The 20,710-nt window shown below is 67.7% G+C and carries 25 protein-coding genes and 2 tRNA genes; 18 read left to right on the top strand and 9 right to left on the bottom strand.

The window, feature by feature from the left end:
- Window positions 1-84 precede the first annotated feature (84 nt).
- Window positions 85-288, top strand: a complete 204-nt coding sequence (locus V1457_RS09715) for a hypothetical protein (RefSeq protein ID WP_200068870.1) — start codon at window positions 85-87, stop codon at window positions 286-288.
- On the opposite strand, the gene V1457_RS09710 is transcribed toward V1457_RS09715, so the two are convergent.
- A complete protein-coding gene (locus V1457_RS09710; protein ID WP_338602655.1) occupies window positions 285-614 on the bottom strand; it encodes a helix-turn-helix domain-containing protein in 330 nt (109 codons plus the stop codon). The two genes, V1457_RS09715 and V1457_RS09710, sit on opposite strands and share 4 nt — an antisense overlap.
- Before the next feature lie 137 nt (window positions 615-751).
- On the opposite strand from V1457_RS09710, the gene V1457_RS09705 reads away from it, so the two are divergent.
- The 13 genes from V1457_RS09705 (at window position 752) to V1457_RS09645 (ending at window position 10,759) form a co-directional block, all read left to right on the top strand.
- Window positions 752-1,039, top strand: a complete 288-nt coding sequence (locus V1457_RS09705; protein ID WP_338602653.1) for a hypothetical protein — start codon at window positions 752-754, stop codon at window positions 1,037-1,039.
- The gene (locus V1457_RS09700) at window positions 1,039-1,503 is read left to right on the top strand and encodes a DUF3307 domain-containing protein (RefSeq protein ID WP_338602650.1); all 465 of its coding nucleotides are present in this window, start codon (window positions 1,039-1,041) and stop codon (window positions 1,501-1,503) included. Before V1457_RS09705 ends, V1457_RS09700 begins: the two co-directional genes overlap by 1 nt.
- A gap of 46 nt (window positions 1,504-1,549) precedes the next feature.
- Window positions 1,550-1,738, top strand: a complete 189-nt coding sequence (locus tag V1457_RS09695) for a hypothetical protein (protein ID WP_338602647.1) — start codon at window positions 1,550-1,552, stop codon at window positions 1,736-1,738.
- 53 nt (window positions 1,739-1,791) lie between these two features.
- Entirely contained in the window at window positions 1,792-2,220 is a 429-nt protein-coding gene (locus V1457_RS09690; protein WP_338602644.1) for an NUDIX hydrolase, read from the top strand.
- An 84-nt stretch (window positions 2,221-2,304) separates the two neighbouring features.
- Window positions 2,305-2,544: a hypothetical protein gene (locus V1457_RS09685; protein ID WP_338602641.1), complete on the top strand. Its 240-nt coding sequence runs from the start codon at window positions 2,305-2,307 to the stop codon at window positions 2,542-2,544.
- Entirely contained in the window at window positions 2,541-3,407 is an 867-nt protein-coding gene (locus V1457_RS09680) for an ABC transporter permease (RefSeq protein WP_338602638.1), read from the top strand. Before V1457_RS09685 ends, V1457_RS09680 begins: the two co-directional genes overlap by 4 nt.
- Entirely contained in the window at window positions 3,404-5,662 is a 2,259-nt protein-coding gene (locus tag V1457_RS09675) for a cell division protein FtsK (protein ID WP_338602635.1), read from the top strand. Before V1457_RS09680 ends, V1457_RS09675 begins: the two co-directional genes overlap by 4 nt.
- Before the next feature lie 140 nt (window positions 5,663-5,802).
- Window positions 5,803-6,060 (top strand): hypothetical protein, encoded by a 258-nt coding sequence (locus V1457_RS09670; RefSeq protein WP_338602632.1) that lies wholly within the window; start codon window positions 5,803-5,805, stop codon window positions 6,058-6,060.
- 87 nt (window positions 6,061-6,147) lie between these two features.
- Complete coding sequence (locus V1457_RS09665) at window positions 6,148-6,759, top strand: diguanylate cyclase domain-containing protein (RefSeq protein ID WP_338602629.1); 612 nt, start codon at window positions 6,148-6,150, stop codon at window positions 6,757-6,759.
- Between the two features lie 20 nt (window positions 6,760-6,779).
- Window positions 6,780-7,790 carry a bifunctional DNA primase/polymerase gene (locus V1457_RS09660; protein ID WP_338602626.1) on the top strand — a complete coding sequence of 337 codons (1,011 nt, stop codon included), beginning with the start codon at window positions 6,780-6,782 and terminating at the stop codon, window positions 7,788-7,790.
- Between the two features lie 29 nt (window positions 7,791-7,819).
- Complete coding sequence (locus tag V1457_RS09655) at window positions 7,820-9,163, top strand: DUF3631 domain-containing protein (protein ID WP_338602623.1); 1,344 nt, start codon at window positions 7,820-7,822, stop codon at window positions 9,161-9,163.
- Window positions 9,164-9,212: 49 nt separating this feature from the next.
- On the top strand, window positions 9,213-9,401 hold the full coding sequence (locus tag V1457_RS09650; RefSeq protein ID WP_338602620.1) for a helix-turn-helix domain-containing protein: 189 nt from the start codon (window positions 9,213-9,215) through the stop codon (window positions 9,399-9,401).
- Window positions 9,401-10,759 carry an integrase gene (locus V1457_RS09645; RefSeq protein ID WP_338602617.1) on the top strand — a complete coding sequence of 453 codons (1,359 nt, stop codon included), beginning with the start codon at window positions 9,401-9,403 and terminating at the stop codon, window positions 10,757-10,759. Before V1457_RS09650 ends, V1457_RS09645 begins: the two co-directional genes overlap by 1 nt.
- A 336-nt stretch (window positions 10,760-11,095) precedes the next feature.
- Here V1457_RS09645 and V1457_RS09640 read toward each other — a convergent pair whose 3' ends face one another.
- Both V1457_RS09640 and V1457_RS09635 read right to left on the bottom strand, forming a co-directional pair.
- The gene (locus V1457_RS09640) at window positions 11,096-11,668 is read right to left on the bottom strand and encodes a GNAT family N-acetyltransferase (protein ID WP_338602614.1); all 573 of its coding nucleotides are present in this window, start codon (window positions 11,666-11,668) and stop codon (window positions 11,096-11,098) included.
- A gap of 114 nt (window positions 11,669-11,782) precedes the next feature.
- Window positions 11,783-13,885: an EAL domain-containing protein gene (locus V1457_RS09635; protein WP_338602611.1), complete on the bottom strand. Its 2,103-nt coding sequence runs from the start codon at window positions 13,883-13,885 to the stop codon at window positions 11,783-11,785.
- Window positions 13,886-14,395: 510 nt separating this feature from the next.
- On the opposite strand from V1457_RS09635, the gene V1457_RS09630 reads away from it, so the two are divergent.
- Window positions 14,396-14,569 carry a hypothetical protein gene (locus tag V1457_RS09630; RefSeq protein ID WP_338602608.1) on the top strand — a complete coding sequence of 58 codons (174 nt, stop codon included), beginning with the start codon at window positions 14,396-14,398 and terminating at the stop codon, window positions 14,567-14,569.
- Between the two features lie 198 nt (window positions 14,570-14,767).
- On the opposite strand, the gene V1457_RS09625 is transcribed toward V1457_RS09630, so the two are convergent.
- The 4 genes from V1457_RS09625 to V1457_RS09610 form a co-directional block, all read right to left on the bottom strand.
- Window positions 14,768-14,839, bottom strand: a tRNA-OTHER gene (locus V1457_RS09625).
- A 110-nt stretch (window positions 14,840-14,949) separates the two neighbouring features.
- On the bottom strand, window positions 14,950-15,303 hold the full coding sequence (locus V1457_RS09620; protein WP_200068972.1) for a CopG family antitoxin: 354 nt from the start codon (window positions 15,301-15,303) through the stop codon (window positions 14,950-14,952).
- 2 nt (window positions 15,304-15,305) lie between these two features.
- Window positions 15,306-15,587, bottom strand: coding sequence for a hypothetical protein (locus tag V1457_RS09615; protein ID WP_200068971.1), 282 nt, complete (start codon window positions 15,585-15,587; stop codon window positions 15,306-15,308).
- Between the two features lie 137 nt (window positions 15,588-15,724).
- Window positions 15,725-15,805, bottom strand: a tRNA-Tyr gene (locus V1457_RS09610).
- A 125-nt stretch (window positions 15,806-15,930) separates the two neighbouring features.
- On the opposite strand from V1457_RS09610, the gene V1457_RS09605 reads away from it, so the two are divergent.
- Window positions 15,931-16,422, top strand: coding sequence for a YajQ family cyclic di-GMP-binding protein (locus tag V1457_RS09605; protein ID WP_200068970.1), 492 nt, complete (start codon window positions 15,931-15,933; stop codon window positions 16,420-16,422).
- Window positions 16,423-16,675: 253 nt separating this feature from the next.
- On the top strand, window positions 16,676-17,557 hold the full coding sequence (rfbA, locus tag V1457_RS09600) for a glucose-1-phosphate thymidylyltransferase RfbA (protein WP_200068969.1): 882 nt from the start codon (window positions 16,676-16,678) through the stop codon (window positions 17,555-17,557).
- Window positions 17,558-17,606: 49 nt separating this feature from the next.
- Here rfbA and htpX read toward each other — a convergent pair whose 3' ends face one another.
- Entirely contained in the window at window positions 17,607-18,491 is an 885-nt protein-coding gene (htpX, locus tag V1457_RS09595; protein ID WP_200069373.1) for a zinc metalloprotease HtpX, read from the bottom strand.
- Window positions 18,492-18,797: 306 nt separating this feature from the next.
- Here htpX and V1457_RS09590 point away from each other — a divergent pair, with 306 nt between their 5' ends.
- Window positions 18,798-19,712: a YceI family protein gene (locus V1457_RS09590; protein WP_200068968.1), complete on the top strand. Its 915-nt coding sequence runs from the start codon at window positions 18,798-18,800 to the stop codon at window positions 19,710-19,712.
- 133 nt (window positions 19,713-19,845) lie between these two features.
- On the opposite strand, the gene ddaH is transcribed toward V1457_RS09590, so the two are convergent.
- Complete coding sequence (gene ddaH / locus V1457_RS09585) at window positions 19,846-20,703, bottom strand: dimethylargininase (RefSeq protein ID WP_338602600.1); 858 nt, start codon at window positions 20,701-20,703, stop codon at window positions 19,846-19,848.
- Window positions 20,704-20,710 lie beyond the last annotated feature (7 nt).

Genomic DNA, 20,710 nt, shown 5'->3' with positions numbered 1-20,710 from the left:
AGTCTTGAGTCATGGCAACGGAGACGGAGTCCGGGAGCAACCAACCCCGGCGTTCCGAGTCCACAGTGCAGAGAGGAGAAAGCCATGGCCAAGCAGTCGTTCCCCATGCCCGGCACCAGCGGCGGAGGGTTGCTGCCGAAAGTTCTCGGCACGCTGGTGACGCTGGCGGTCGTGACGCTGGTCGTGAAGGATCCGGTCGGAGCCGCGCACTTGGCCGGCCAGCTCGCCGGGTTCCTCGGGACCGTGGTCACCGGGCTGGCGACGTTCCTGCAGAACGTCCTCGGCTAGCCCAGGCGCTGTTCCAGGTGCTCCACGCGCTTCCGCAGCGATCGCAGCTCAGAGCGAAGAGCCTCCAGGGTCTCCGAATCGTTGTCCGGAGTGGACACCTCCCCGCCGCGCAAGACCTTCTGTAGGTGGTCCTCCGGCCACCCGAGGGCCTTCGAGATGCGGCTCAGCGTCCGGGGGTTCCGCCGACGGGTGCTCAGGACGTGCACCAGCTCGCGCACCGTCGTCAGCGAGACCTCAGCCTGCCCCGCCAGATCGGTCATCGTCATGCCGCGCTCGTCCAGCCGCTCGCCGATGGCTTGGCCGACCGCACGCCAGTCCTCGTTCAAGGGGCCTCCCGCCCGTCGTGACCTGCGGCAAGCCTAGCTGAGCCGATCACTTCACTGCCAATCCACTACCGGAACCGTTGACAATCCACTGCCAGTTCACTATCAATATGAGCGTAAATCGACACCAGGAGGACGGCATGAATGAGCCCGCCCGCGAAGTTCCCACCGCCGCCGAACTGGCTGGGATCGAAGCCGAGTTGCCAGAAGAGGACCGCCTGCGTGTGCGGGACTACTGGGACGCCGTGGTGGCCGAGGAGTTGGGAGCGCCGGAGCCTGCGGCTTCGCCTGGCGACTGGTCGGTGCTGCGCTCGGGCGAGCGGACCCGTCTGCGCCGCTACGAGCGGCGGGCCGGGAACGCGGTGCTGCGGCTGGTGACCGCCGAGAGCGACGGCCCGTCCGTTCCGCAGGACGGGGAGGCTGCCTGATGATCGACCACCTTGGACCCGCGGTGACCTTTGCCGCGACGTTGCCCGCGCTGCTGGTGGCGCACCACGTGGCTGATCACTGGGTGCAGACCTCGCACCAGGCAGCGAACAAGGGGCGCCCGGACGGGCTGGGCCGGTGGAGCTGCGCCAAGCACGTCCTGTCCTACACCGCAGTGACCGCCGGGACGGTCGGGCTGCTGTGGGCGGTGCTGGGTCTGCCGATCACTGCTGCCGGGTTCGTCACCGGCCAGGTGGTCAGCGCCGTGACCCACTACTGGGCGGATCGGCGCTTCACGCTCGCTGCGCTGGCTGAGCGGGTCGGCAATGGCGAGTTCTACCGGGTCGGCACGCCGCGGACCGGCCACGACGACAACCCGAGCCTGGGCACCGGTGCCTACGTGCTCGACCAAGCCTGGCACTGGCTCTGGCTCGCCGTCGCAGCCCTGATCACCGCCGTTCTCTGACCATCCTCATCTGTCCACTGTGGCCACTGAGTGTGAAAGGACCGTCATGAGCAGCAACGACTTCACCATCCAGATCGGCGGTCGTACCTACTCCGCCGAGGACATCGAAGCGGGCAGGCACCACGACGACCCGGCGATTACCGAGCCCGGCGGCAGCGTGGTCAACGTCCAGCGCGGGTCGGCGGTGGTCGGCATCCAGGCCGGGGTCATCACCGGCGACATCACCTTTGACTGACTCCGAGTCCCGCATCACGGCCCGAACACATCCTGAGCTGGAAAGGCACTGTCTTGTCTGAGATCACGAACGCCAGTCTGACTACCGATGTCGTGCTGTTCGCCGAGCGCGGCGGCATTGATCATGTGTTGTTGATCCGCCGTGGCTGGGATCCGTTCGCCGGGTGCTGGGCGTTGCCCGGTGGCTATGTCGACGCCGGGGAGCGGTTCGCCGACGCTGCGCGGCGCGAACTGCGCGAAGAAACCGGCCTTGCCGCCGAGCACCTGATCCGGGTCGGCGTCTACGACGAGCCACACCGCGACCCCCGAGGCCGCGTCATCTCCGTGGCCTACACCGCCCGTTTGTCGACCATGCCGCAGGCCCGGGCCGGAGACGACGCCCGCGATGCCCAGTGGGTGCCGGTCACCCAAGCCCTGACCAGCCCGCTGGCGTTCGACCACACCGACATCGTCCGCGACGCCCTGCGCCGCATCCACAGCTAGTGGCGCCCCCGGCCCAGCCGTCCCGCCAAGAACCGAGCTGGGCCGGGGCTCCCAACCAATGCCTGATCAATCAGGAGGAATCCGATGCTAATGCGCCTGTACCGGCTCGTCGCCCCGCCCGTGCGGACGACCTGCCGAGGGCTGCGGCAGTTGGTTCTGCCGATCGCGCTGCTGATCGCTCTGTCGCTGTGCTCCGGGCTCGTACGCACCACCGCCCTGTGCGCGTTCGCCTTGGTCGCGCTGCTGCGTGCCGCGATCGTGTCCGTCGACTACCTCGCCGAACAGGTTCCGGCGCCGCGATTGAACTGGGAGGTGACCCGATGACGACGGCGACGACGAAAAGCGCCTACCCGGTCCCGGTCGAAGACCTGCTGCCGCAGGCCGAACGGCTCACCACCGACCTCGGCGAGGTTCCATCGCGGAACCGGCTGATGTCCGAACTGCGGATCGGCGCGAAGAAGGCCAACGCGGTGCTGAACATGCTCGGCACAGCCACGGCAGAGCCGGACACGTCGAATCCGGGGCGACTGCACTTGGTCTCGTCGGCGGACTCGCAGGAGTCCAGCGACGAGCCGACGCAGCCACTCGCCGACGGTCACGACGACGAGCAAGACCCGGAACCGGAGCCTGCCGAGTCCGGTTCCGCCGACACCGACAAGCCGGAGCAACCGACGCCGGACAGCGATCCGAAGTCGGTCGGCTCGGAGCAGGTCAGCGATCACGCGAGCCCGGGGCCGCCGGTGGTCGGTAGGCCGGTGCCGCGGTGGCCGGTGTTGTTGTTGGCGTTGCCCGCGTTTGTGGCGATCTGGTCCGGCTGGGTCGGCCTCGGTGGCCTGACCGGGTTCGGGATCGTGCACCCGCTTCCCGGCATTTGGTCCGGGTTCGAGGTGAACACGGCGATCACGCTGCCGATCGGGGTCGAGACCTATGCCGCCTACGCCCTGCGCGTGTGGCTGTCCGGGCGGGTGCCGTATCGGGCTCGGCGGTTCGCCAAGGTCTCCGCGCTCGGCTCGCTCGGACTTGGCGCGCTCGGCCAGATCGCTTATCACCTGATGACCGCCGCAGGCATGACCGCAGCCCCGTGGTGGATCACCACGGTGGTCGCCTGCCTGCCCGTAGCGGTGCTCGGCATGGGCGCCGCCCTGACTCACCTGCTGCACACCGACCCTCCGGAGGTGTCCCCATGAACCAGCACCACGGCGAGGAACACCAGGACCAGGCCGAGCAGGAACCCGAGACCGCGCGGGTGCTGCGGTTGCCGTCCGAACGCATCGACGCTCCCAACAGGGGCGCGGCCGGACCGGATGACAAAGCCCGCGAGACCGAGGCGCCCGAGGACGAACCGGCCGCCGCGGAGCCGACCGCGGGGGAGTCGGGCGAGTCGCCGGTGATCGATGGCGAGGTTGTCGAGTCGCCGCAGGTGGACCAGCCGGAGGCGAAGTCCGAGGCCAGTAACTCGTTGGCGCGGTCGGAGAAGCGGTTGCCGATCCTGCCCGCGTGGGCCAAGGACCCGCAGGAGTTCCAGGCCGCGGCACGGTGGGCGCTCGGCTATGCCGGGCACACCAGCGCTTATCACGCGGTGCGGTGCCCGGTGTATCTCGGACGGCTCCTCGCTCGGGTTCCACAGGGCACGCTGCGGCTGATCCAGGCGGTGTCCCGGTGGATCGGCGACGCCGAAGGCCGCCCCGTCCGGCACGCCTCCGCCCGCCGCGAAGATGCCGCCGAGTACTTGAAGCTCTCGCAGCAGCGGGACGGCCGTGTCCGTGCCCGCGCGGCCTTGGCGGCCGGGCTCGGCGCCGCCGGCATCACCGCAATCGTGCTGGGCTACGAGCTGTTGCCGTCGTTGGTGCAGTGGGTGTCGGTGGCCGCCATGATCGGCGGGCTCGGCTGGTTGGGAGCCCCCTCGGACAAGCCCATCGCCAGCCGGGCAGTCGAGTCGACCAAGGCCCCCAAGCTCACCTCGGGGGCGGTCGAAACGGCGCTGGCTTCGCTCGGGATTTCGCTGATCAACCAAGCACTGGGCAAGGGCGGTTCCGGGGTCGGGTTCCCCCGCCCGATCGCCCGCGACGGCAAAGGGTGGCGTGCGGACATCGACCTGCCGCCCGGGGTGATCCCCGGCGACATCATGGAGCGCCGCGCCAAACTCGCCTCCGGACTGCGCCGCCCCGTGGGGTGCGTGTGGCCCGAATCCGACAACTCGGAGCACGCGGGCCGGTTGGTGTTGTGGGTCGGGGATCAGGACATGCGCAAGGCCGCACAACCGGCATGGAAGCTGCGCAAAGGCGCGCAAGTGGACTTGTTCCAATCGCAGCCGTTCGGGACCGACCAGCGCGGCCGGTGGGTCGACCTCCGGCTGATGTTCACCAGCATCGTGATCGGCGCGATCCCACGCATGGGCAAGACCTTCGCGCTGCGTGAGTTGCTGCTGATCGCCGCATTGGACCCGCGGTCGCAGCTGCACACCTATGACCTCAAGGGCACCGGCGACCTCGACCCTCTGGAGAAGGTCACCCATGTCCACGGGGTCGGTGACGAGCCGGAGGAGATCGACAAGGCCGTGGCGGACATGCGCGGGCTGCGTAAGGAGTTGCGGCGGCGGGCGAAGCTGATCCGGGATCTGGCCAAGCAGGGCATGTGCCCGGAGAACAAAGTCACTCCCAACCTGGCCAGCAAGCCCTCGCTCGGATTGCAACCGATCGTCATCGGCGTCGACGAGTGCCAGGTGTGGTTCGAGCACCCCGACTACGGCGAAGAACTGGAAGAGATCTGCACCGACCTCGTGAAGCGGGGTCCGGCGCTGGGGATCGTGCTCATGCTCGCCACCCAACGCCCCGACGCCAAGTCCCTGCCAACGGGGATTTCCGCGAACGCCTCCACCCGGCTGTGCCTGAAAGTCCAGGGACAGACCGAAAACGACATGGTCCTCGGAACCTCCAAGTACAAGCAGGGCGTACGTGCCACGACCTTCGCGTGGGAAGACAAGGGCATCGGCTACCTCGTCGGCGAAGGCAGCGATGCACAGATCGTCCGCTCTGTCGCCGGACTCGACGGACCCGCCTCGGAGAAGATCGCCGCCTACGCCCGGCACCTGCGGGAGCAGGCCGGAACATTGTCGGGCCATGCCATCGGCGAAGCCCTTCAGTCCGAAGAGGACTCCCGCCGGGACACGCTGCTCGAAGACATCCTGACCGTGGTTCCCGAGACCGAGAAAAAGGTCTGGAACGAGCGTGTCATCGCTCGGCTCTACGAGCTGCGCCCGGAGGTGTACGGCACCTACCGGGAAGCCGCCGATCTGACCGCCGCGCTCAAACGGCACGGCATCCGCACCGCCCAAGTCTGGGGCACCACCGACGACGGCAAGGGTGCCAGCCGCATCGGCATCACCCGCGCCGAGGTCACCACTGAAGTAGCAGAGCGTAACCGCGGTAGCGGCGCCGCCTAGCCCCCGGCGGGTCTCTAGACCTAGAGCCTGCCGCCTCTAGGTCTAGAGACCCCGCTAGACACCCCTCCCCGCCATCACCAGCGCCCTAGTGCCTAGAGGCGCCGGGCCGACCTGTGCCCAAAACCGCCCAGGAGGCATCCGTGACACCCGACGGCTCCACCACCGTCTTCCTGCTCGCCATCCTGCTTATGTTCACTCTGGGTTACGTCGCGAGCTGCAAGATCTGGCCGTTCAAGGCGTGCCGGACCTGTGAGGGCACCGGCAAGCTGCGTTCCCCGTTCATCCGCGCGATCCGCCACTGCCCGCCCTGCGAAGGCACCGGACTGCGGCCACGGATCGGTCTGAAGGCGTGGAACGCCTACCGGCGCGTGCAGCGCGAGAACCGTCGCAACCGCTGACCGAAAGAGCCGCGGTCCCGCCCGTCGAACTCCGGCCAGAGACAGCCGGGCGGGACCACGTCACCCCCTGCGTAGGAGGCGCATCGCATGTTCGCAGAGATCACCGTGGCGCTGGCGACCGCCGGATGGGCGGCCATCACCACCGCCACCACCCTCACGCTGCATCGTCGTCTGCACACCGACGAGCTGACCGGGCTCGGCAACCGCGCCGCCCTGCGGCGCCACGCCCGACGCACGGGCCGCTCGGAGCTGGTCGGGGTGCTGCTGATCGACCTGGACCAGTTCAAAGCCATCAACGACACCCACGGCCACAACTACGGCAACCACGTCCTGGCCGCCGTCGGCGCCCGACTCGCCGCGGCCACCGAGCCCGGCGAACGAGCCGTGCGACTGCACGGCGACGAGTTCGCCGTGCACCTCGGCCGCATCCCGAACCGGGCGCACGCCCGGCAACGGGCCGCAGAGATCGCCGCCGCACTCATCGAACCCCTCGATGTAGACGGCCGCTCGATCACCGCACTCGGCAGCGTCGGGCACGCCGTCGCCGAAGCCGGAACTCCGCTCGGCGACCTGCTCGGCGCGGCTGACCGCCGCATGTATCGGACCAAGCGCGCGAAGCAGGCCCGTCGCGTCCCGGCGCTGCCGACCGGGCGGCCACAGCGCATCCGCGATCTGCCGCCGCCCGACCACGCCGCATGAGCCACTCCGAGGAGGACAGCATGACGACATCGTTTGACCGGGCCGCCTGGTTCGCCCGGCACGGGCTGCACGTGTTCCCGCTGCGCCCGTCCAGCAAGAAACCGTTCGGCAACTGCCTGCCGTGCAAAGCCGACCAGTGCACTCCCAGCGAATGCCGCTGCCGGACCGCAGTGCGGCCCTGCCACGGCTACCTCGCCGCGACCACGAATCCGGCCATGCTCCGGCGTTGGTGGACACACACGCCCCGCGCCAACGTCGGCATCAGCACCGGACCGTCCGGGTTGGTCGTGCTCGACCTCGACCGCAAGCCCAAGACACCCCAACCGGCCACGCACGACGTGCCCACCCTCGCCGCGGACGGGTTGGAAGCCCTGCACGCCCTCACCGCGGCCGAAGGTGTGGCCTGGCCGGAAACGCTGACCATCGAAACCCCCAGCGGCGGGCGCCACCTGTACTTCCGCGCCCCGAATGGGCTGGAGGTCACCAGCGACGCCACCGGCCGCGTCGGGCACCAAATCGACCTGCGCGCCCACGGCGGCTACGTCGTCGCACCCGGCAGCGAGATCACCGCGCCACCCGAAGACAGCTCCGGCCGGTACGCGCGGGTGTCCCACGCCGTCGACATCGCGCCGCTGCCCGACTGGCTGCGGCCGCGCGTCGCCCCGCCGAAACCAGTGGTGGTGCCGAGGAAGGCTCCCAACCTCGCGCGGATTCGGGCGGGCAACCACTCTCCCGGCTATTGGCGCCAGATCTGGGAAGACGAACTGAGCAAGGTCGAAACGCGCGACGGCGAGCGCTGGAAACTCCTCTACGCCTCCGCCCGACGCCTGGCCAACCTCGCCACCCACGACACCGCCCCCTGGGACGAACACGAGGCCATCGACGCGCTCGTGAACGCCGCCCTTCGCCGCCGCCACCACACCGGCAAACCGCTCGAAGAGACCACGGCCCGCAAAAACGCCTCCCGCGGCTGGCGCCGCGGCACCCAGGACGGCCCCGACTCCCTGCACGGCCTCAGCCGCACCGCATGACCACAACCCCGCCCCCTGGAGAACCCCTGATGACACCTCAACCCGCCTGGCCCGGAGACGCACTGCTCGACGAGCTGCACGACGCCCTCACGCGGTACGTGATCCTGCCCAGCACCCACGCCACCAATGCCGTCGTGCTCTGGATCGCCGCCACCCACGCACAACCCGCCTGGGCACACGCCCCACGGCTGGTCATCCGCGCCCCCGAGAAGCGCTGCGGCAAATCCCGGCTGCTCGACGTTGTCGAAGCCACCAGCCACGACCCGTTCCTGACCGTCAACGCCAGCACCGCCGCGGTCTACCGCTCCATCACCGACGACCCACCGACGATGCTCGTCGACGAAGCCGACACCATCTTCGGCACCAACGCCGAGGCGAACGAAGACCTGCGCGGACTGCTCAACGCCGGACACCAACGCAACCGGCCAGCCAAGCGCTACGACGCCGCCACCAACCGAGTCGAGTCCATCCCCACCTTCGCCATGGCCGCCCTGGCCGGGATCGGCACCATGCCCGACACCATCGAAGACCGCGCCGTCATCGTGCGAATGCGCCGCCGCGCACCCGGCGAGTCAGTACTGCCCTACCGGCACCGGCGCGACCGCTCCGCGCTCCTGGAACTGGCCGAGCAGATCGGCTCCTGGCTCCGCGCCGATCTCTCCGTGCTGGAACGAGCGACACCGTCCATGCCGATCGAAGACCGCGCGGCCGACACCTGGGAACCCCTGATCGTCGTCGCCGACCACGCCGGAGGCGACTGGCCCGACCGCGCCCGGCAAGCCGCACTCGCGCTCATCGCCGAAGCCCAGGGCGACAACGAAGGAACCCTGCGCACCCGGTTGCTGATCGACTGCCGCACCATCTTCGGCGAGCAGACCGAGATCTCCAGCTCCGACCTCATCCGAGCGCTCAACGCCGACCCGGAATCACCGTGGCGCGACTACGGCGCTAACGGACTTACCCAAGCCAGGCTCGCCAAGCTGCTGGCCGAGTTCGACATCAAATCCGGCAACGTCCGCTTCCCCGACGGCTCCCAAGCCAAGGGCTACCGACGCGCCGACTTCGCCGACGCCTGGACCCGCTACTGCCCACCCGAGGGGGAGCCGTCCCAGCCGTCCCAAGCGTCCCAACCCAGGTCAGCGCGGGACACCTTGACCCTCTGGGACGGCTCAAGTCGTCCCAACACCCCCGCACGGGACTCACCGGAGCAGTTCGTCGATCTCGACGAGCACGAACCGCCCGACCACCCCGCAGACCCGTCCTGGGACGGCTCAAGCCGTCCCACCGAACCAAGCCGTCCCAGCCTGACCAGCATCGGGACGCTTGGGACGGCTGGGACGGCCACACCTTCCGATACGGACAACGCCGCGTGATGCGCCAACCGCACCGACGGCAATCACCACGGTCCGACACGGGAGCCAATTGAGCACGAAGAGCACACCACTCACCGTCGCCGAGTTCTGCGCCGAACTCCGCATTGCGCGCTCCACCTTCTACGAGTGGCGCGCGAAGGGCATCGGTCCCCGCTGCATCAAGCTGCCAAACGGTGGGCTCCGCATCCGCCGCATCGAAGCCGACCGCTGGCAAGACGACCTGGAAGAGGCCGCCTGATGAACACCACCTACGACGTTCGGATCCACGCGATCGAGAAGCGAAAGAGGAAGACGACGACGAATTACCGGGTCGCCTGGCGGGTAGCGACGAAACCACGGTTCAAGCAGACGTACACAACCTTGGCTCTGGCCGAAAGCTTTCGCTCCCGCCTGCTCATAGCCGCCAAGGAAGGTGTCGCGTTCGACCTTGAAACCGGCCTGCCCATCACCATGCTCCAGACCACGGAAACCATGACGTGGCACGACTTCGCCTGCGCCTACGTCGACATGAAGTGGCCGGACGCCTCGCCCAAGCATCGGCGCAGCATCGCGCAATCGTTGACACCCGTCACCGTCGCCATGACGACCACCGACCGGGGAATGCCCGACAGGAAGACCCTTAACAGGGCGCTTCAGCACGCATTCAACCCGGCTATGCGTGACAACACGCATCCGGAGGACGTTCGCAGCGCACTGCACTGGTTGGCCAACCACAGCCGCAAGGTGAGCGCCCTGGAGGACCCCGACGTGTTTCGGGAAGTGATTGCGGCAATCAACACGAAGATAGACGGCAGCCGGGCCGCAGCGAACACCATTCGACTGCGACGCACCACGCTGGCCAATGCGATTCAGTACGCCATTGAAAAGAAGCTGCTCACGAGCAACCCCATCGATGAGGTCAAGGTCAAGAAGAACAAGACGACGCTCCGGCAGGTCGACCGTCGCTCAGTGGCCAACCCCGTCCAAGCCCGAACGCTCCTTCGCGCCGTGCACGAGGACAAGCCACGGCTCCACGCCTTCTTCGCATTGCTCTACTTCGCCGCACTGCGCCCAGAAGAGGCATCCAACGTCCGCGAAACCAACCTCGCCCTTCCGGCCACAGGGTGGGGCGAGATCCACCTCAGCAGGGCCACGCCCGAGATCGCGAAGGAGTGGACCGACAGCCGCACGCGCGCCGAAGAACGGAGCCTCAAGCACCGCGAGGACGACACCGGGCGGACCGTGCCGTGCTGTCCCGAACTCACCGATATCCTGCGGACTCATCTCGATCACTACGGCACTGCCAGAGACGGAAGGCTGTTCCGGGGGCAACGCGACCACGGCGGCATTAGCAGCAGCGTCTACGGCCGCGCCTGGGCCCGGGCGCGAGCGGCGACCTTCACCGATGCCTTTCACGAATCACCGCTCGCCAAACGACCTTATGACCTGCGCCATGCCGCGGTGTCCACCTGGCTCAACGGTGGAGTCGAACCCACCCGCGTCGCCGAGTGGGCCGGACATTCGGTGGGCGTCCTGTTGCGCGTGTACGCCAAATGCCTGGACGGGGGCGAGCAGACCGCCCGGGACCGCGTCGAACTGGCCCTAAAAGGCCAGTAGGAACGTCCCACCGGAGGCCAGATGGCCGTAGAACACCGGACTGTTCCGGACTCAACCGGACCAAAGAGGACGGCCCCTGAATGCGTCACCGCTTATCAGGGGTCGTTCTTGGCTGGTGTGCCGGATAGAGGATTCGAACCTCTGAAGCGTGCGCCACAGGGTGCGGCGCCTTGAACAGCGAAAACATCGACATCCGGGCGAATCTGGGTACGGGTTTGGCGCAGAATGCCATCGGGCCTACTTTCTAGCCCTACGACTACAGCCCAAGAGGCTCCATCGAAACCCGGTGACATGCTTGTGATTCTAGCCAGATTTGTCGCAGTGCACCGTCGGGGTTCACTCGGTCTCGAAACCCGTCGGCAGCGCGCTTTGTCGCGCCTGGTCAAGGTCAGCGGGCCGGAGCCGGTACAGCTCCATCGTCAGCCCGAAGTACTTGCTGGTCTCGCCCACCCATTCCATGCCGTTGCGGCGGACCAAGCTGGTCGCGCGCGTGTTTTCCGGCCGTACGACCGCGAAGACCTCGTCGACGTCGTGACGGAAAGCCCACTGTGCCAACGCATACGTGCTCTCACTGGCATATCCCTGCCCCCATACGGAGGGATCCAGGTGCCAGCCCAGCTCAAGGTCTTCGCCCCCTGGAGGCAAATACAGCAGCGTCGCCCCACCGAGCATCGCCGCGTCCTCTCGACGCTGAATGCACCACCGTCCGGTGGGCGGTGGTGCGCGCAGATCTTCGACGATCCACTGCCGCACCAGCACCCGCATTGCAGCGAGGTTGGGCACCTGGTCCATGATCGGACTGAGCCAGCGGGCGACGTCGGCGTCTCCGTAAATCTCCAACGCCGCGGGCGCGTCGTCGATCTCCCAACTCCGCAGCACCAACCGGTCCGTGACCAGGCGTTCAGCCATACGTGCAGCCTAGCCGGGTGCCGTTGCAGCGGCAGCCCGGCAAGTCGCCGTAAGTGCGGTTCCGGGCTCCGGTCGGAGTCATCGTGCCGGTGGGTCAGAGGGCTTTGGCAATTGTTACGGCTTCTGCGAACTGAGGAAGGTGCGGAATTCTGTGGTGGAAAGGGGATGTGAGAACAGCCAGCCCTGGTAAAGATCGATGCCGAGCTCGTCGAGGGCGTGGAACTGACCGGTGGTTTCGACGCCTTCGGCCACGCAGCTGCGGCCCATGGCGTGGCCCATACCGATCATGGCTTGGGCGATGGCGAGGTCGGCGGGATCGGTTTCCACGCCGGTGACGAACTGGCGGTCCAGTTTGATGATCTGGGCGGGCAGGTCTTTGAGGCGGGCCAGCGAGGAATATCCGGTGCCGAAGTCGTCCAGGGCGAAGCGCACACCGCGTTCTGCCAGTTCGATCATGGCCTCGCGGGGCCGTGTGGGCAGGTCGACCAGGGATGTTTCGACCATTTCCAGGATGAGGCGGTCACTGCGAATTCCGGTCTCGGTGATGGCCGCGGTGATCTCGTCGGTGAACTCCGGATCGTGCGGCAGCAGATCGGACAGGTTGACCGCGACAGATACGGGATGCCCGTTCGGGGCGTGCCAGCTGGTGGCCTCGCTCAGGGCGGCACGCAGGACTCGTCGATCCAGCGCGCGGAGGAGGTTGCCTTGCTCAGCCACGGGTAGGATGACTGCGGGGGCCAGCAGGCCGCGCTCCGGGTGCTGCCAACGCACCAGTGCCTCGGCCATGGCAATGGAACCTGCCCGGTCCACAATCGGCTGGTAATGCAGGCTCAGAGAGTCGCTGTTGATGGCCTCGCGCAGCTGCTCTTCCAAACCCAGCTGTCCTTCCCGCGTACCGATCAAACCTGGGTTGGCCAGCGCGATACGACCGGGCCCTCGGCTTTTGGCCTGGAACATCGCCGTGTCGGCGTAGCGCAGGAGGTTTGTTCCGGCGGTGTCCTGATCGAGCATGGAGGCCCCGATCGAGGCCGACACGGTGACCAGTTGGCCGCGTAGCGGCACGGACGTGCGCAGCAGCTCGGCCACCCACGTGGTGAAGGACTCCAGGCCACCGACGGTCTCGACGTCGGAGCACACGATCAAGTATTCGTCGCCGGAGAGCCTGGCCGGAGTGCATCCGGGCGGCAAACCGTCCGCCAGGCGCCGCGCCACGGCCGTGAGTAGTTCGTCGCCGGCCTCATGCCCAAGTGCGTCGTTGACGCGTTTGAAATTGTCCAGGTCGCAGAAGAGCACGGCGACCCGATCGGCTCCGCCGTGCAACGCGGTGTCGAGCAATTCGTTGAGGCCGGTGCGATTGAGCAGCCCGGTCAGCTCGTCGTGGGAGGCCTGATACCGCAGCGTCTCCGCGTGACGTTGCCGCTCGGTGATGTCCTGGAAGACCACGAGCCAGAACCTGCCTCCGTCGTCGGCCACCGACGACGTAGTGCGCACCTCACAGGGCACGGGATGACCATCCGAGCGCAGCAGCACCCGCTGCTGCACCTGCGGCTGGTTCAGCGCCACACGCGCCGCCGCCCCCTCGCTGATGAGGCTGGTGTCCCGGTCGTTCGGGTGCAGCAACCCCACGGCGGGCATGGCGCTCAGGTCATGCATCCGGTACCCCAGCAGGCTGCACAGCGCCTCGTTGGCGTCCAGCACATGCCCGGCCTCGTCGAACAGCGCGATCCCGGCAGGGGTGAGGTCGAACAGGTCACTGAACCGTCGACTGGACCGCTGCTGGCGGACACCGGCTTCGGTCTCATCGCGCAGGACCTGGAGAAAGCCGCACACGCTGCCATCCGAGAATCGACGCGCGATCAGCACCATATGCGCCCAGAAGCGGGTGCCGTCCCGCCGCCGACACCACCCCTCATCTACGAGGCTGCCAGCCTCGGCGGCCCGAGCCAGCCGCCACTCCGCGTGCTCAGCAGCGACTTGTTCCGCCGGGGACAACGTCGAGACATGCTCACCGATAATCTCCTCGGCCCGATAACCCAGCACGTGTTCGGCCCCGTCATCCCAGCTGCTCACCCGACCAACCGCATCGAGCACGACGATCGCGTACTCCCGCATACCCGCAGCAAGCAGCCCCAACCGAGCCTCGGACTCCGCCTGCAACCGCGCGATCCCCGAGTGATCGCCTCCAGCACCGGCCCCGACATCAGGTTGCTTCTGCATCACACCTCCTGAGAACGCGCCGCGGTCGGAAACGCCCCCACACACCCATCAATCTTGCCCCTCTGAGGCGGTGACGTGCGCGCCGACTCGCCGCAGGCCGACAGCATCTGCCGCACTGGTTGCCCAGGAGAACAACGGTTCTGCTGCGGTCGTCACTCGGCGCCCGGAGATCATCGTGGAAATCGAAGTCAACACCGCTGTGAGTACGGCCGCTGGCGCCACTTATCGTTAGCCGCCGGAATTTGGCACGACTGGAACGGAAAAGCTGTCGGCCCCAAAGCGCCTGACGGCCGTCGTCTCTACTGCCCGACTTGTTGGTATCAGAGCCTTAAGTCCTCTGGGCACATCCGGCGGCAGTGCGATGAAGTCGAGGGTGGGTCGCCGTAACCATCGCGGGATCTGGCCTGAGGGTAAGCCCGCTCGGGAAGTGTGCGGCAGGCTTTCCATGCGGAGAAGCATTCGGCCGAGTCGGCCGAACGGGATGTTGAACGACGCTGAAAGGACAACATCATGAGTAACGTCAAGAGCACGTTTGTCTACATCGGCGGCGGCCGCAAGAACGGTGGCTGGGGCCATGGCGGTGGCTGGGGCCATGGCGGTGGCTGGGGCCATGGCGGTGGCTGGGGTCACGGCGGTGGCTGGGGTCACGGCGGTTGGGGCGGATGGGGCTGCAAGAACAAGTAGCCACGCCTCGGGACTGCTTTCCACGGACTGGCGGCTGCGTCACCACAGCGCGGTCGCCAGTCCGCTCGAACGCCCCCCGCCGGGGACCACCGGGGGACCAGATGGCCGTAGAACACCGGACTGTTTCGGACTCAGCCGGACCAAAGAGAACGGCCCCTTACCGCGTCACCGCTGGTCAGGGGCCGTTCTTGGCTGGTGTGCCGGGTAGAGGATTCGAACCTCTGAAGCTTGCGCGGCTGATTTACAGTCAGCTCCCTGACCACACCTGGCCTGCCAGTCAAGGCCGAGCACAGGTTGCCATGGCCGGTGATCGGCCAGACGACTCCGCCCGGCGGTCGGCCCACGGCCGGGTGCCCGCGAGCCGTCGGTGGTTGATCGGGTCAGCGCTCGGTCGTAGCGGGTTTCGAGTCGAGTTCGGCCTCGATGCGAGCGAGGCGCTGGTTAATCTCTGCTAGCTCGTCGCTGTGCACCGAGTGGGTTTCATACACAGCCTGCTCAACGATCTCTCGCAGCAGAGCGGTGTACCGGACCCCCCGTGCTTGAGCGAGCTTCTTCAACGCCTCGACCACATCGGCCGGAAGCCGCAGAGATGTCGTCTTCATCGGCTGTGGTTCGACCCACTGCCCTTGTTCCATCTCTTCGGAGGTGTCATGTGCGTCGTAGTAGGCGGCCAGCTCATCGAGCTCTTCGGTCGACCTCGCTTGACCTTGATCCTTTTTCTTCGTTGCCGTCATAGTTATCGCGCCTTCCGCAGGAACGTTTGCTTCTCGCTCGGCGTCATATCGCGTGCGGTCACGATGTAAGCCGCACCAGGGTGGCCGTTGGCAGGCGCTACCACCACGAACAGGTAGCGCCCTGCATAGGTGCGTCCGTAAATCAGCGTGGTGTTGCCCCGCCCAGAGACCATCCAGTGCGGACGTTCGAGGATGGCTTCTCGGGTCTCTTTCAGCGTCACGCCATGCCGAGCGATGTGCTGTGCGGACCTCTCGCTCTCTTTCACCTCCTTGAACTGAGCCATAGGCACAGCGTAATGCAAACGCATTACGCAATGCAAGCGCATTACGTCGGCCCTGCCTAGCGGCGCTACGGCCGCGCGGCAACACAAAACGGCCCGGTGCCCTGTCTGTGCAGGTCACCGGGCCGTTGTGGCTGGTGTGCCGGGTAGAGGATTCGAACCTCTGAAGCTTGCGCGGCTGATTTACAGTCAGCTCCCTTTGGCCACTCGGGCAACCCGGCGGTGCGAACCAGCGCCTGCTGGCTTGCGGGCTCAAGGGTACAGAAGCGCGGCGAACGGCTCGGCGAGGGGGGCGGGCCGGTAGCGTGGCCGGGCGAAGTGACTGACGTCAGCAGGAGGTTGTGCGGTGGCAGACCCGTCGTTCGACGTGGTGAGCAAGGTGGACCGGCAGGAGGTGGACAACGCGCTGAACCAGGCGAGCAAGGAGCTGTCCAACCGTTTCGACTTCCGCGGCACCGGTACCAAGATCGAGTGGTCCGGGCAGGAGGCGATCACGCTGGAGTCCGAGACCGAGGAGCGCTGCCGGGCCGCGATCGACGTGTTCAAGGAGAAGTTGATCAAGCGCGGGGTCTCGTTGAAGGCGTTCGACGTCGGCGATCCCGCCAACTCCGGCCAGGTGTACCGGGTCACCGGCAAGGTCAAGCAGGGCATCGAGCAGGACGTCGCGAAGAAGATCTCCAAGAAGATCCGCGACGAGGCGCCGAAGGGCGTGCAGGCCCAGATCCAGGGCGACCAGCTGCGGGTGTCCGGCAAGAAGAAGGACCACTTGCAGGACGTGATCCAGCTGCTGAAGTCGTCGGACTTCGAGGTCGCGCTGCAGTTCGAGAACTTCCGCTGAAGATCCGCGCGCCCGGGCCGGGTGCCGCTCGGGGGACAGGCGGCACCCGGTCCGGGCGTTCGAGGCTCCGGGAACCGCCCGGAGCACCCCGAGTGGGATGCGGAGACCCCGCGGGATGTGTCGCTCGGCGGGCGGTTGAACGTTTCACCAGTTCTGCCCGCCCACGGCAACGAGTCCTGGTGGAAACTGCCATCCGGCCGTCGGGATTCCTCTACGGTGGTGAGCGACCGAACGGGCGCTGGAGGGATGCCGGGTGAAGGGAATCGTGCTGGCCGGTGGCAGCGGCACCCGGCTGCACCCGTTGACGCAGGGCGTGTCCAAGCAGCTGCTGCCGGTTTACGACAAGCCGATGGTCTACTACCCGCTGTCGGTGCTGATGCTCGCCGGGATCCGCGACGTACTGCTGATCTCCACCCCGGTCGACCTGCCGCTGTTCCAGCGGCTGCTCGGGGACGGTTCGCAGTTCGGGCTGCGCATCGAATACGCCGAGCAGCCGCAGCCGAACGGGCTCGCCGAGGCGTTCGTGATCGGCGCGGATTTCATCGGCGATGATCCGGTGGCGCTGGTGCTGGGCGACAACATCTTCTACGGGCAGGGCTTCTCGCGGGTGTTGCAGCGCAGCGCCCAAGAACTGGACGGCTGCATGCTGTTCGGATACCCGGTGCGCGACCCGCAGCGCTACGGCGTCGGCGAGATCGACGCGGACGGCAAGCTCCGATCGATCGTGGAGAAGCCGCAGCAGCCGCGCTCCAACAAGGCCATCACCGGCCTGTACTTCTACGACAACGACGTGGTCCGCATCGCAGGCGAGCTGCGGCCGTCGGCGCGCGGCGAACTCGAGATCACCGACGTCAACAACGCGTACGTGGCGGCCGGGCGGGCGCAGCTGACCGAACTCGGCCGCGGCTACGCCTGGCTGGACACCGGTACGCACGACTCGCTGCTGGAAGCCGGCCAGTTCGTGCAGGTGCTGGAGCACCGCCAAGGGGTGCGGATCGCGTGCCTCGAGGAGATAGCGCTGCGGATGGGCTACATCTCCGCCGACGACTGCCACGCGCTGGGCAGCAAGCTCGCCAAATCCGCCTACGGCGAGTACGTCATGGACATCGCGCGCGCCGCGGGCGCCACCGGCTGAACCGGAGCGGGTCTGCGGCGTCGGACCGAATCAGGGTTCCGGGGCGGAATCATGGCGCCGAGCGCCGACCCGCCATGCCTTCCAAGCGCTGCACCCGGTCGCTGATCGGCGGGTGCGTGGAGAACATCCGCGCCATCCGCTCACCCGGCCGGAACGGGTTCGCGATCATCAGGTGCGATTGCGAAACCAGCTGCGGCTCCGGTGCCAGCGGCGCCTGCTGCGTACCGCGCTCCAGCTTGCGCAGCGCCGAGGCCAACGCCAGGGGGTCACCGGTGAGCTCCGAGCCCGACGCGTCCGCCTGGTACTCCCGCGAGCGGCTCACCGCCATCTGCACCACCGCGGCCGCGACCGGCCCCAGCAGCGCGACGAGCAGCATCGCCACCGGGCTCGGCCGGTCCTCGTCGTCGCCGCCGAACATGCCGAACAACATCCCGAAGTTCGCCAGGAACGTCACCACCGACGCCAGCGCACCGGCCACGCTGGAGATCAGGATGTCCCGGTTGTACACGTGCGAGAGCTCGTGCCCGAGCACCGCGCGCAGCTCCCGCTCGTCCAGCAGCTCCAGGATTCCGGTGGTGCAGCACACCGCGGCGTTGCGCGGATTTCGGCCGGTGGCGAACGCGTTCGGCGCCTTGGTGGGGCTGATGTAGAGCGTCGGCATCGGTTGCCGCGCCGAGGTCGCCAGCTCCCGCACGATCCGGTACATGGCGGGCTGCTGCGCCTCCGAGACCGGCTGCGCGTGCATCGAGCGCAACGCCAGCTTCGCCGAGTTGAAGTACGAGTACCCGTTCATCCCCAGCGCCACCAGCAGCCCCACGACGAGGCCGACCCGCCCGAACAGCCCGCCGATCAGCACGACCAGCGCACTCAGGCCGCCGAGCAGCACCGCGGTCTTCAGACCGTTGAGGTGCCCGCCGAATCCGTGTCCGCGCATGGTCTCGCCCACTCGTCCTTCGCCTCCGGGTGCCGCGTGCCACGACCCGCGCCCAGCGCCGGGTCCACTTGGGAAACGAGCGGTGCGGGGGCGAAGTTCCGCTACCGGGACGTGCCGCAGGCCACCCGCCGGCGGAACCGGAGTTTTTTCGTCCGCTGTGCACGTTGCAACGCTGACCTGCACCGGAACGATCAGCCCGCACGGGACCGGATGCGCAAGATCGACCGGGCCTAGCATGACCCGCGCCACCTAGTCGCACGACTTTCCCGCCCGGGGGGTGGCGGGAGAGCGGAAAGGAACGAAGAGATGTTCGCCAGACTGCGCAAACGCCGATCGAGCAACGGCGCCGCGCCCCGCCCCGGTGCGGGCAACGCCGGCTACCTTCCCGAAACCCCCCTCGACGGCGGTGTGATCAGCTGCCAGGTGCACGACGAGCAGGGCAGGCTGCTGCCGGGCGCCACCGTCACGATCAACGACCGGCTCGGCCAGGTGATCGCCCAAGCAGACACCGACACCTACGGATCGTTCCTGGCCACCGTCCAGCCGGGGGAGCACAAGATCTCCATCAACGCGGGGGGCTACAAGCGCAAGAGCACCCGCATCGAGGTGCGGGTCAACCAGCACACCTCGCTCGGCGGGGTGCAGCTGGAACAGGACGAGTCGCTCGCGCTGCCGCAGCCCGGGGTGTGGAACTTCGACCCGATGCACACCGAGATGCACTTCGTGGCCCAGCACGTGGGCATGTCGAAGATCCGCGGCCGGTTCAACAACTTCGAGGGCCGCATCCAGATCGCGCCGCGGTTCGAGGACTCGCGGATCGACGTGGTGATCGACGCGGACAGCATCGACACCGGCGTCGACATGCGCGACAACCACCTGCGCTCCAGCGACTTCCTGGACGTGGAGAAGTACCCGAAGCTGTACTTCACCAGCAGCAAGTTCCAGCAGGTGCGCGGGGACCGCTGGCTGATCGACGGGATGTTCACGCTGCGCGGCACCAGCAGTCCCGTGCAGCTCGACACCGCCTACCTCGGGCAGCGGTACTGGAACGCCCCCGGAACCGGTTTCGACCCGCACCAGCGGGCGGCGTGCAAGGCCACGACCACGCTCCGCCGCGAGGATTACGCGGTGAACTGGAAGACCGCCCTGTCCACCGGCATCGCGATCGTCGGTTCCACGATCGACATCGAACTCGGCGTGCAGGCCGTGCTGGAGGAGTGACCGCCCGCGCCGGCGGTTGCGGGGAACCGTCGGCGCTTCGCAGACGCGAGCGGCTGCGGGCCGCTGCGAGCGGGTTCGGGGAAGCGGCGAAGACGCTTGCGGCCGAGCAGCCGGCACCGCACGCGACTCCTCCCTAGAAGCTGTGCAGCTCCATCGTGCAGCACTTCGGGCCGCCGCCGGACTTGCGCAGCTCCGAGACGTCGAGCAGCACCGGCTCATAGCCGCGTGCGCGCAACTGCGCGGCCAGGCCGGTCGCCTCCAGCGGCAGCACCACGTTGCGGCCGTCCGAGACGCCATTGAGGCCCAGGCAGGACGCATCGGCCTCGTCGGCGATCACCGCGTCCGGGTACAGCCGCTCCAGCACCCGGCGGGACCCCGCGGAGAACGCCTCGGGGTAGTAGGCGATCTGCGGCTGCGCCCCCTGCTCCAGCACGAACAACGCGGTGTCCAGGTGGTAGAACCGGCTGTCGACCAGCTGCAAGGACACCACCGGCACCCCGAGCGCCTCCTGCGCCTCGGCGTGCGCGGCCGGTTCCGTGCGGAACCCCGACCCGGCGAGCAGCAGACCGCCGGTCCAGGCGAAGTCGCCTTCCGCTTCGTTGACCCGGGACGGCATCACGATCTCGCGGTGCCCGCATTCGGTGAACCAGCGGCGGAAGTGCTCGGCCTCCGCGGCGCGCTCCGGGGCGCGGAACCGGGCGCCGAGGGCGCGACCGCCGATCACGACACCGGTGTTGGCCGCGAACACCATGTCCGGCAGACCCGGGTGCGCGGGCCTGACCTGCACCGAATGCCCCAACCGCTGGTAGGTGCGGCGCAATTCGAGCCACTGCTGCATCGCCACGCTGGTGTCCACCGGCTCGTCCGGATCCATCCACGGGTTGATCGCGTACTCCACGGCGAAGTGCTCCGGAGGGCACATCACGTAGCTGCGGCGGGTGGTGGTGCGCTGCTGGACGGGCGTGACCGCGAGAGCGGCTGTGTCGGTCATGATGCGA

It is taken from the genome of Saccharopolyspora sp. SCSIO 74807 (assembly GCF_037023755.1).
Classification (GTDB): domain Bacteria; phylum Actinomycetota; class Actinomycetes; order Mycobacteriales; family Pseudonocardiaceae; genus Saccharopolyspora_C; species Saccharopolyspora_C galaxeae.
The sequence above is the reverse complement of the archived record's forward strand: the minus strand, read 5'-3'. Positions and strand labels throughout refer to the sequence as shown.

Bases quoted from the DNA above. Each gene is read 5' to 3' on its own strand.
- V1457_RS09700 (WP_338602650.1), top strand. From the start codon at position 1,039: ATGATCGACCACCTTGGACCCGCGGTGACCTTTGCCGCGACGTTGCCC.
- V1457_RS09675 (WP_338602635.1), top strand. From the start codon at position 3,404: ATGAACCAGCACCACGGCGAGGAACACCAGGACCAGGCCGAGCAGGAA.
- htpX (WP_200069373.1), bottom strand. From the start codon at position 18,491: ATGCGCGGACACGGATTCGGCGGGCACCTCAACGGTCTGAAGACCGCG.
- V1457_RS09630 (WP_338602608.1), top strand. From the start codon at position 14,396: ATGAGTAACGTCAAGAGCACGTTTGTCTACATCGGCGGCGGCCGCAAG.
- V1457_RS09665 (WP_338602629.1), top strand. From the start codon at position 6,148: ATGTTCGCAGAGATCACCGTGGCGCTGGCGACCGCCGGATGGGCGGCC.
- V1457_RS09620 (WP_200068972.1), bottom strand. From the start codon at position 15,303: ATGACGGCAACGAAGAAAAAGGATCAAGGTCAAGCGAGGTCGACCGAA.
- V1457_RS09685 (WP_338602641.1), top strand. From the start codon at position 2,305: ATGCTAATGCGCCTGTACCGGCTCGTCGCCCCGCCCGTGCGGACGACC.
- V1457_RS09715 (WP_200068870.1), top strand. From the start codon at position 85: ATGGCCAAGCAGTCGTTCCCCATGCCCGGCACCAGCGGCGGAGGGTTG.
- V1457_RS09635 (WP_338602611.1), bottom strand. From the start codon at position 13,885: ATGCAGAAGCAACCTGATGTCGGGGCCGGTGCTGGAGGCGATCACTCG.
- V1457_RS09680 (WP_338602638.1), top strand. From the start codon at position 2,541: ATGACGACGGCGACGACGAAAAGCGCCTACCCGGTCCCGGTCGAAGAC.
- V1457_RS09640 (WP_338602614.1), bottom strand. From the start codon at position 11,668: ATGGCTGAACGCCTGGTCACGGACCGGTTGGTGCTGCGGAGTTGGGAG.
- V1457_RS09655 (WP_338602623.1), top strand. From the start codon at position 7,820: ATGACACCTCAACCCGCCTGGCCCGGAGACGCACTGCTCGACGAGCTG.
- V1457_RS09590 (WP_200068968.1), top strand. From the start codon at position 18,798: ATGTTCGCCAGACTGCGCAAACGCCGATCGAGCAACGGCGCCGCGCCC.
- ddaH (WP_338602600.1), bottom strand. From the start codon at position 20,703: ATGACCGACACAGCCGCTCTCGCGGTCACGCCCGTCCAGCAGCGCACC.
- V1457_RS09705 (WP_338602653.1), top strand. From the start codon at position 752: ATGAATGAGCCCGCCCGCGAAGTTCCCACCGCCGCCGAACTGGCTGGG.
- V1457_RS09660 (WP_338602626.1), top strand. From the start codon at position 6,780: ATGACGACATCGTTTGACCGGGCCGCCTGGTTCGCCCGGCACGGGCTG.
- V1457_RS09645 (WP_338602617.1), top strand. From the start codon at position 9,401: ATGAACACCACCTACGACGTTCGGATCCACGCGATCGAGAAGCGAAAG.
- V1457_RS09615 (WP_200068971.1), bottom strand. From the start codon at position 15,587: ATGGCTCAGTTCAAGGAGGTGAAAGAGAGCGAGAGGTCCGCACAGCAC.
- V1457_RS09695 (WP_338602647.1), top strand. From the start codon at position 1,550: ATGAGCAGCAACGACTTCACCATCCAGATCGGCGGTCGTACCTACTCC.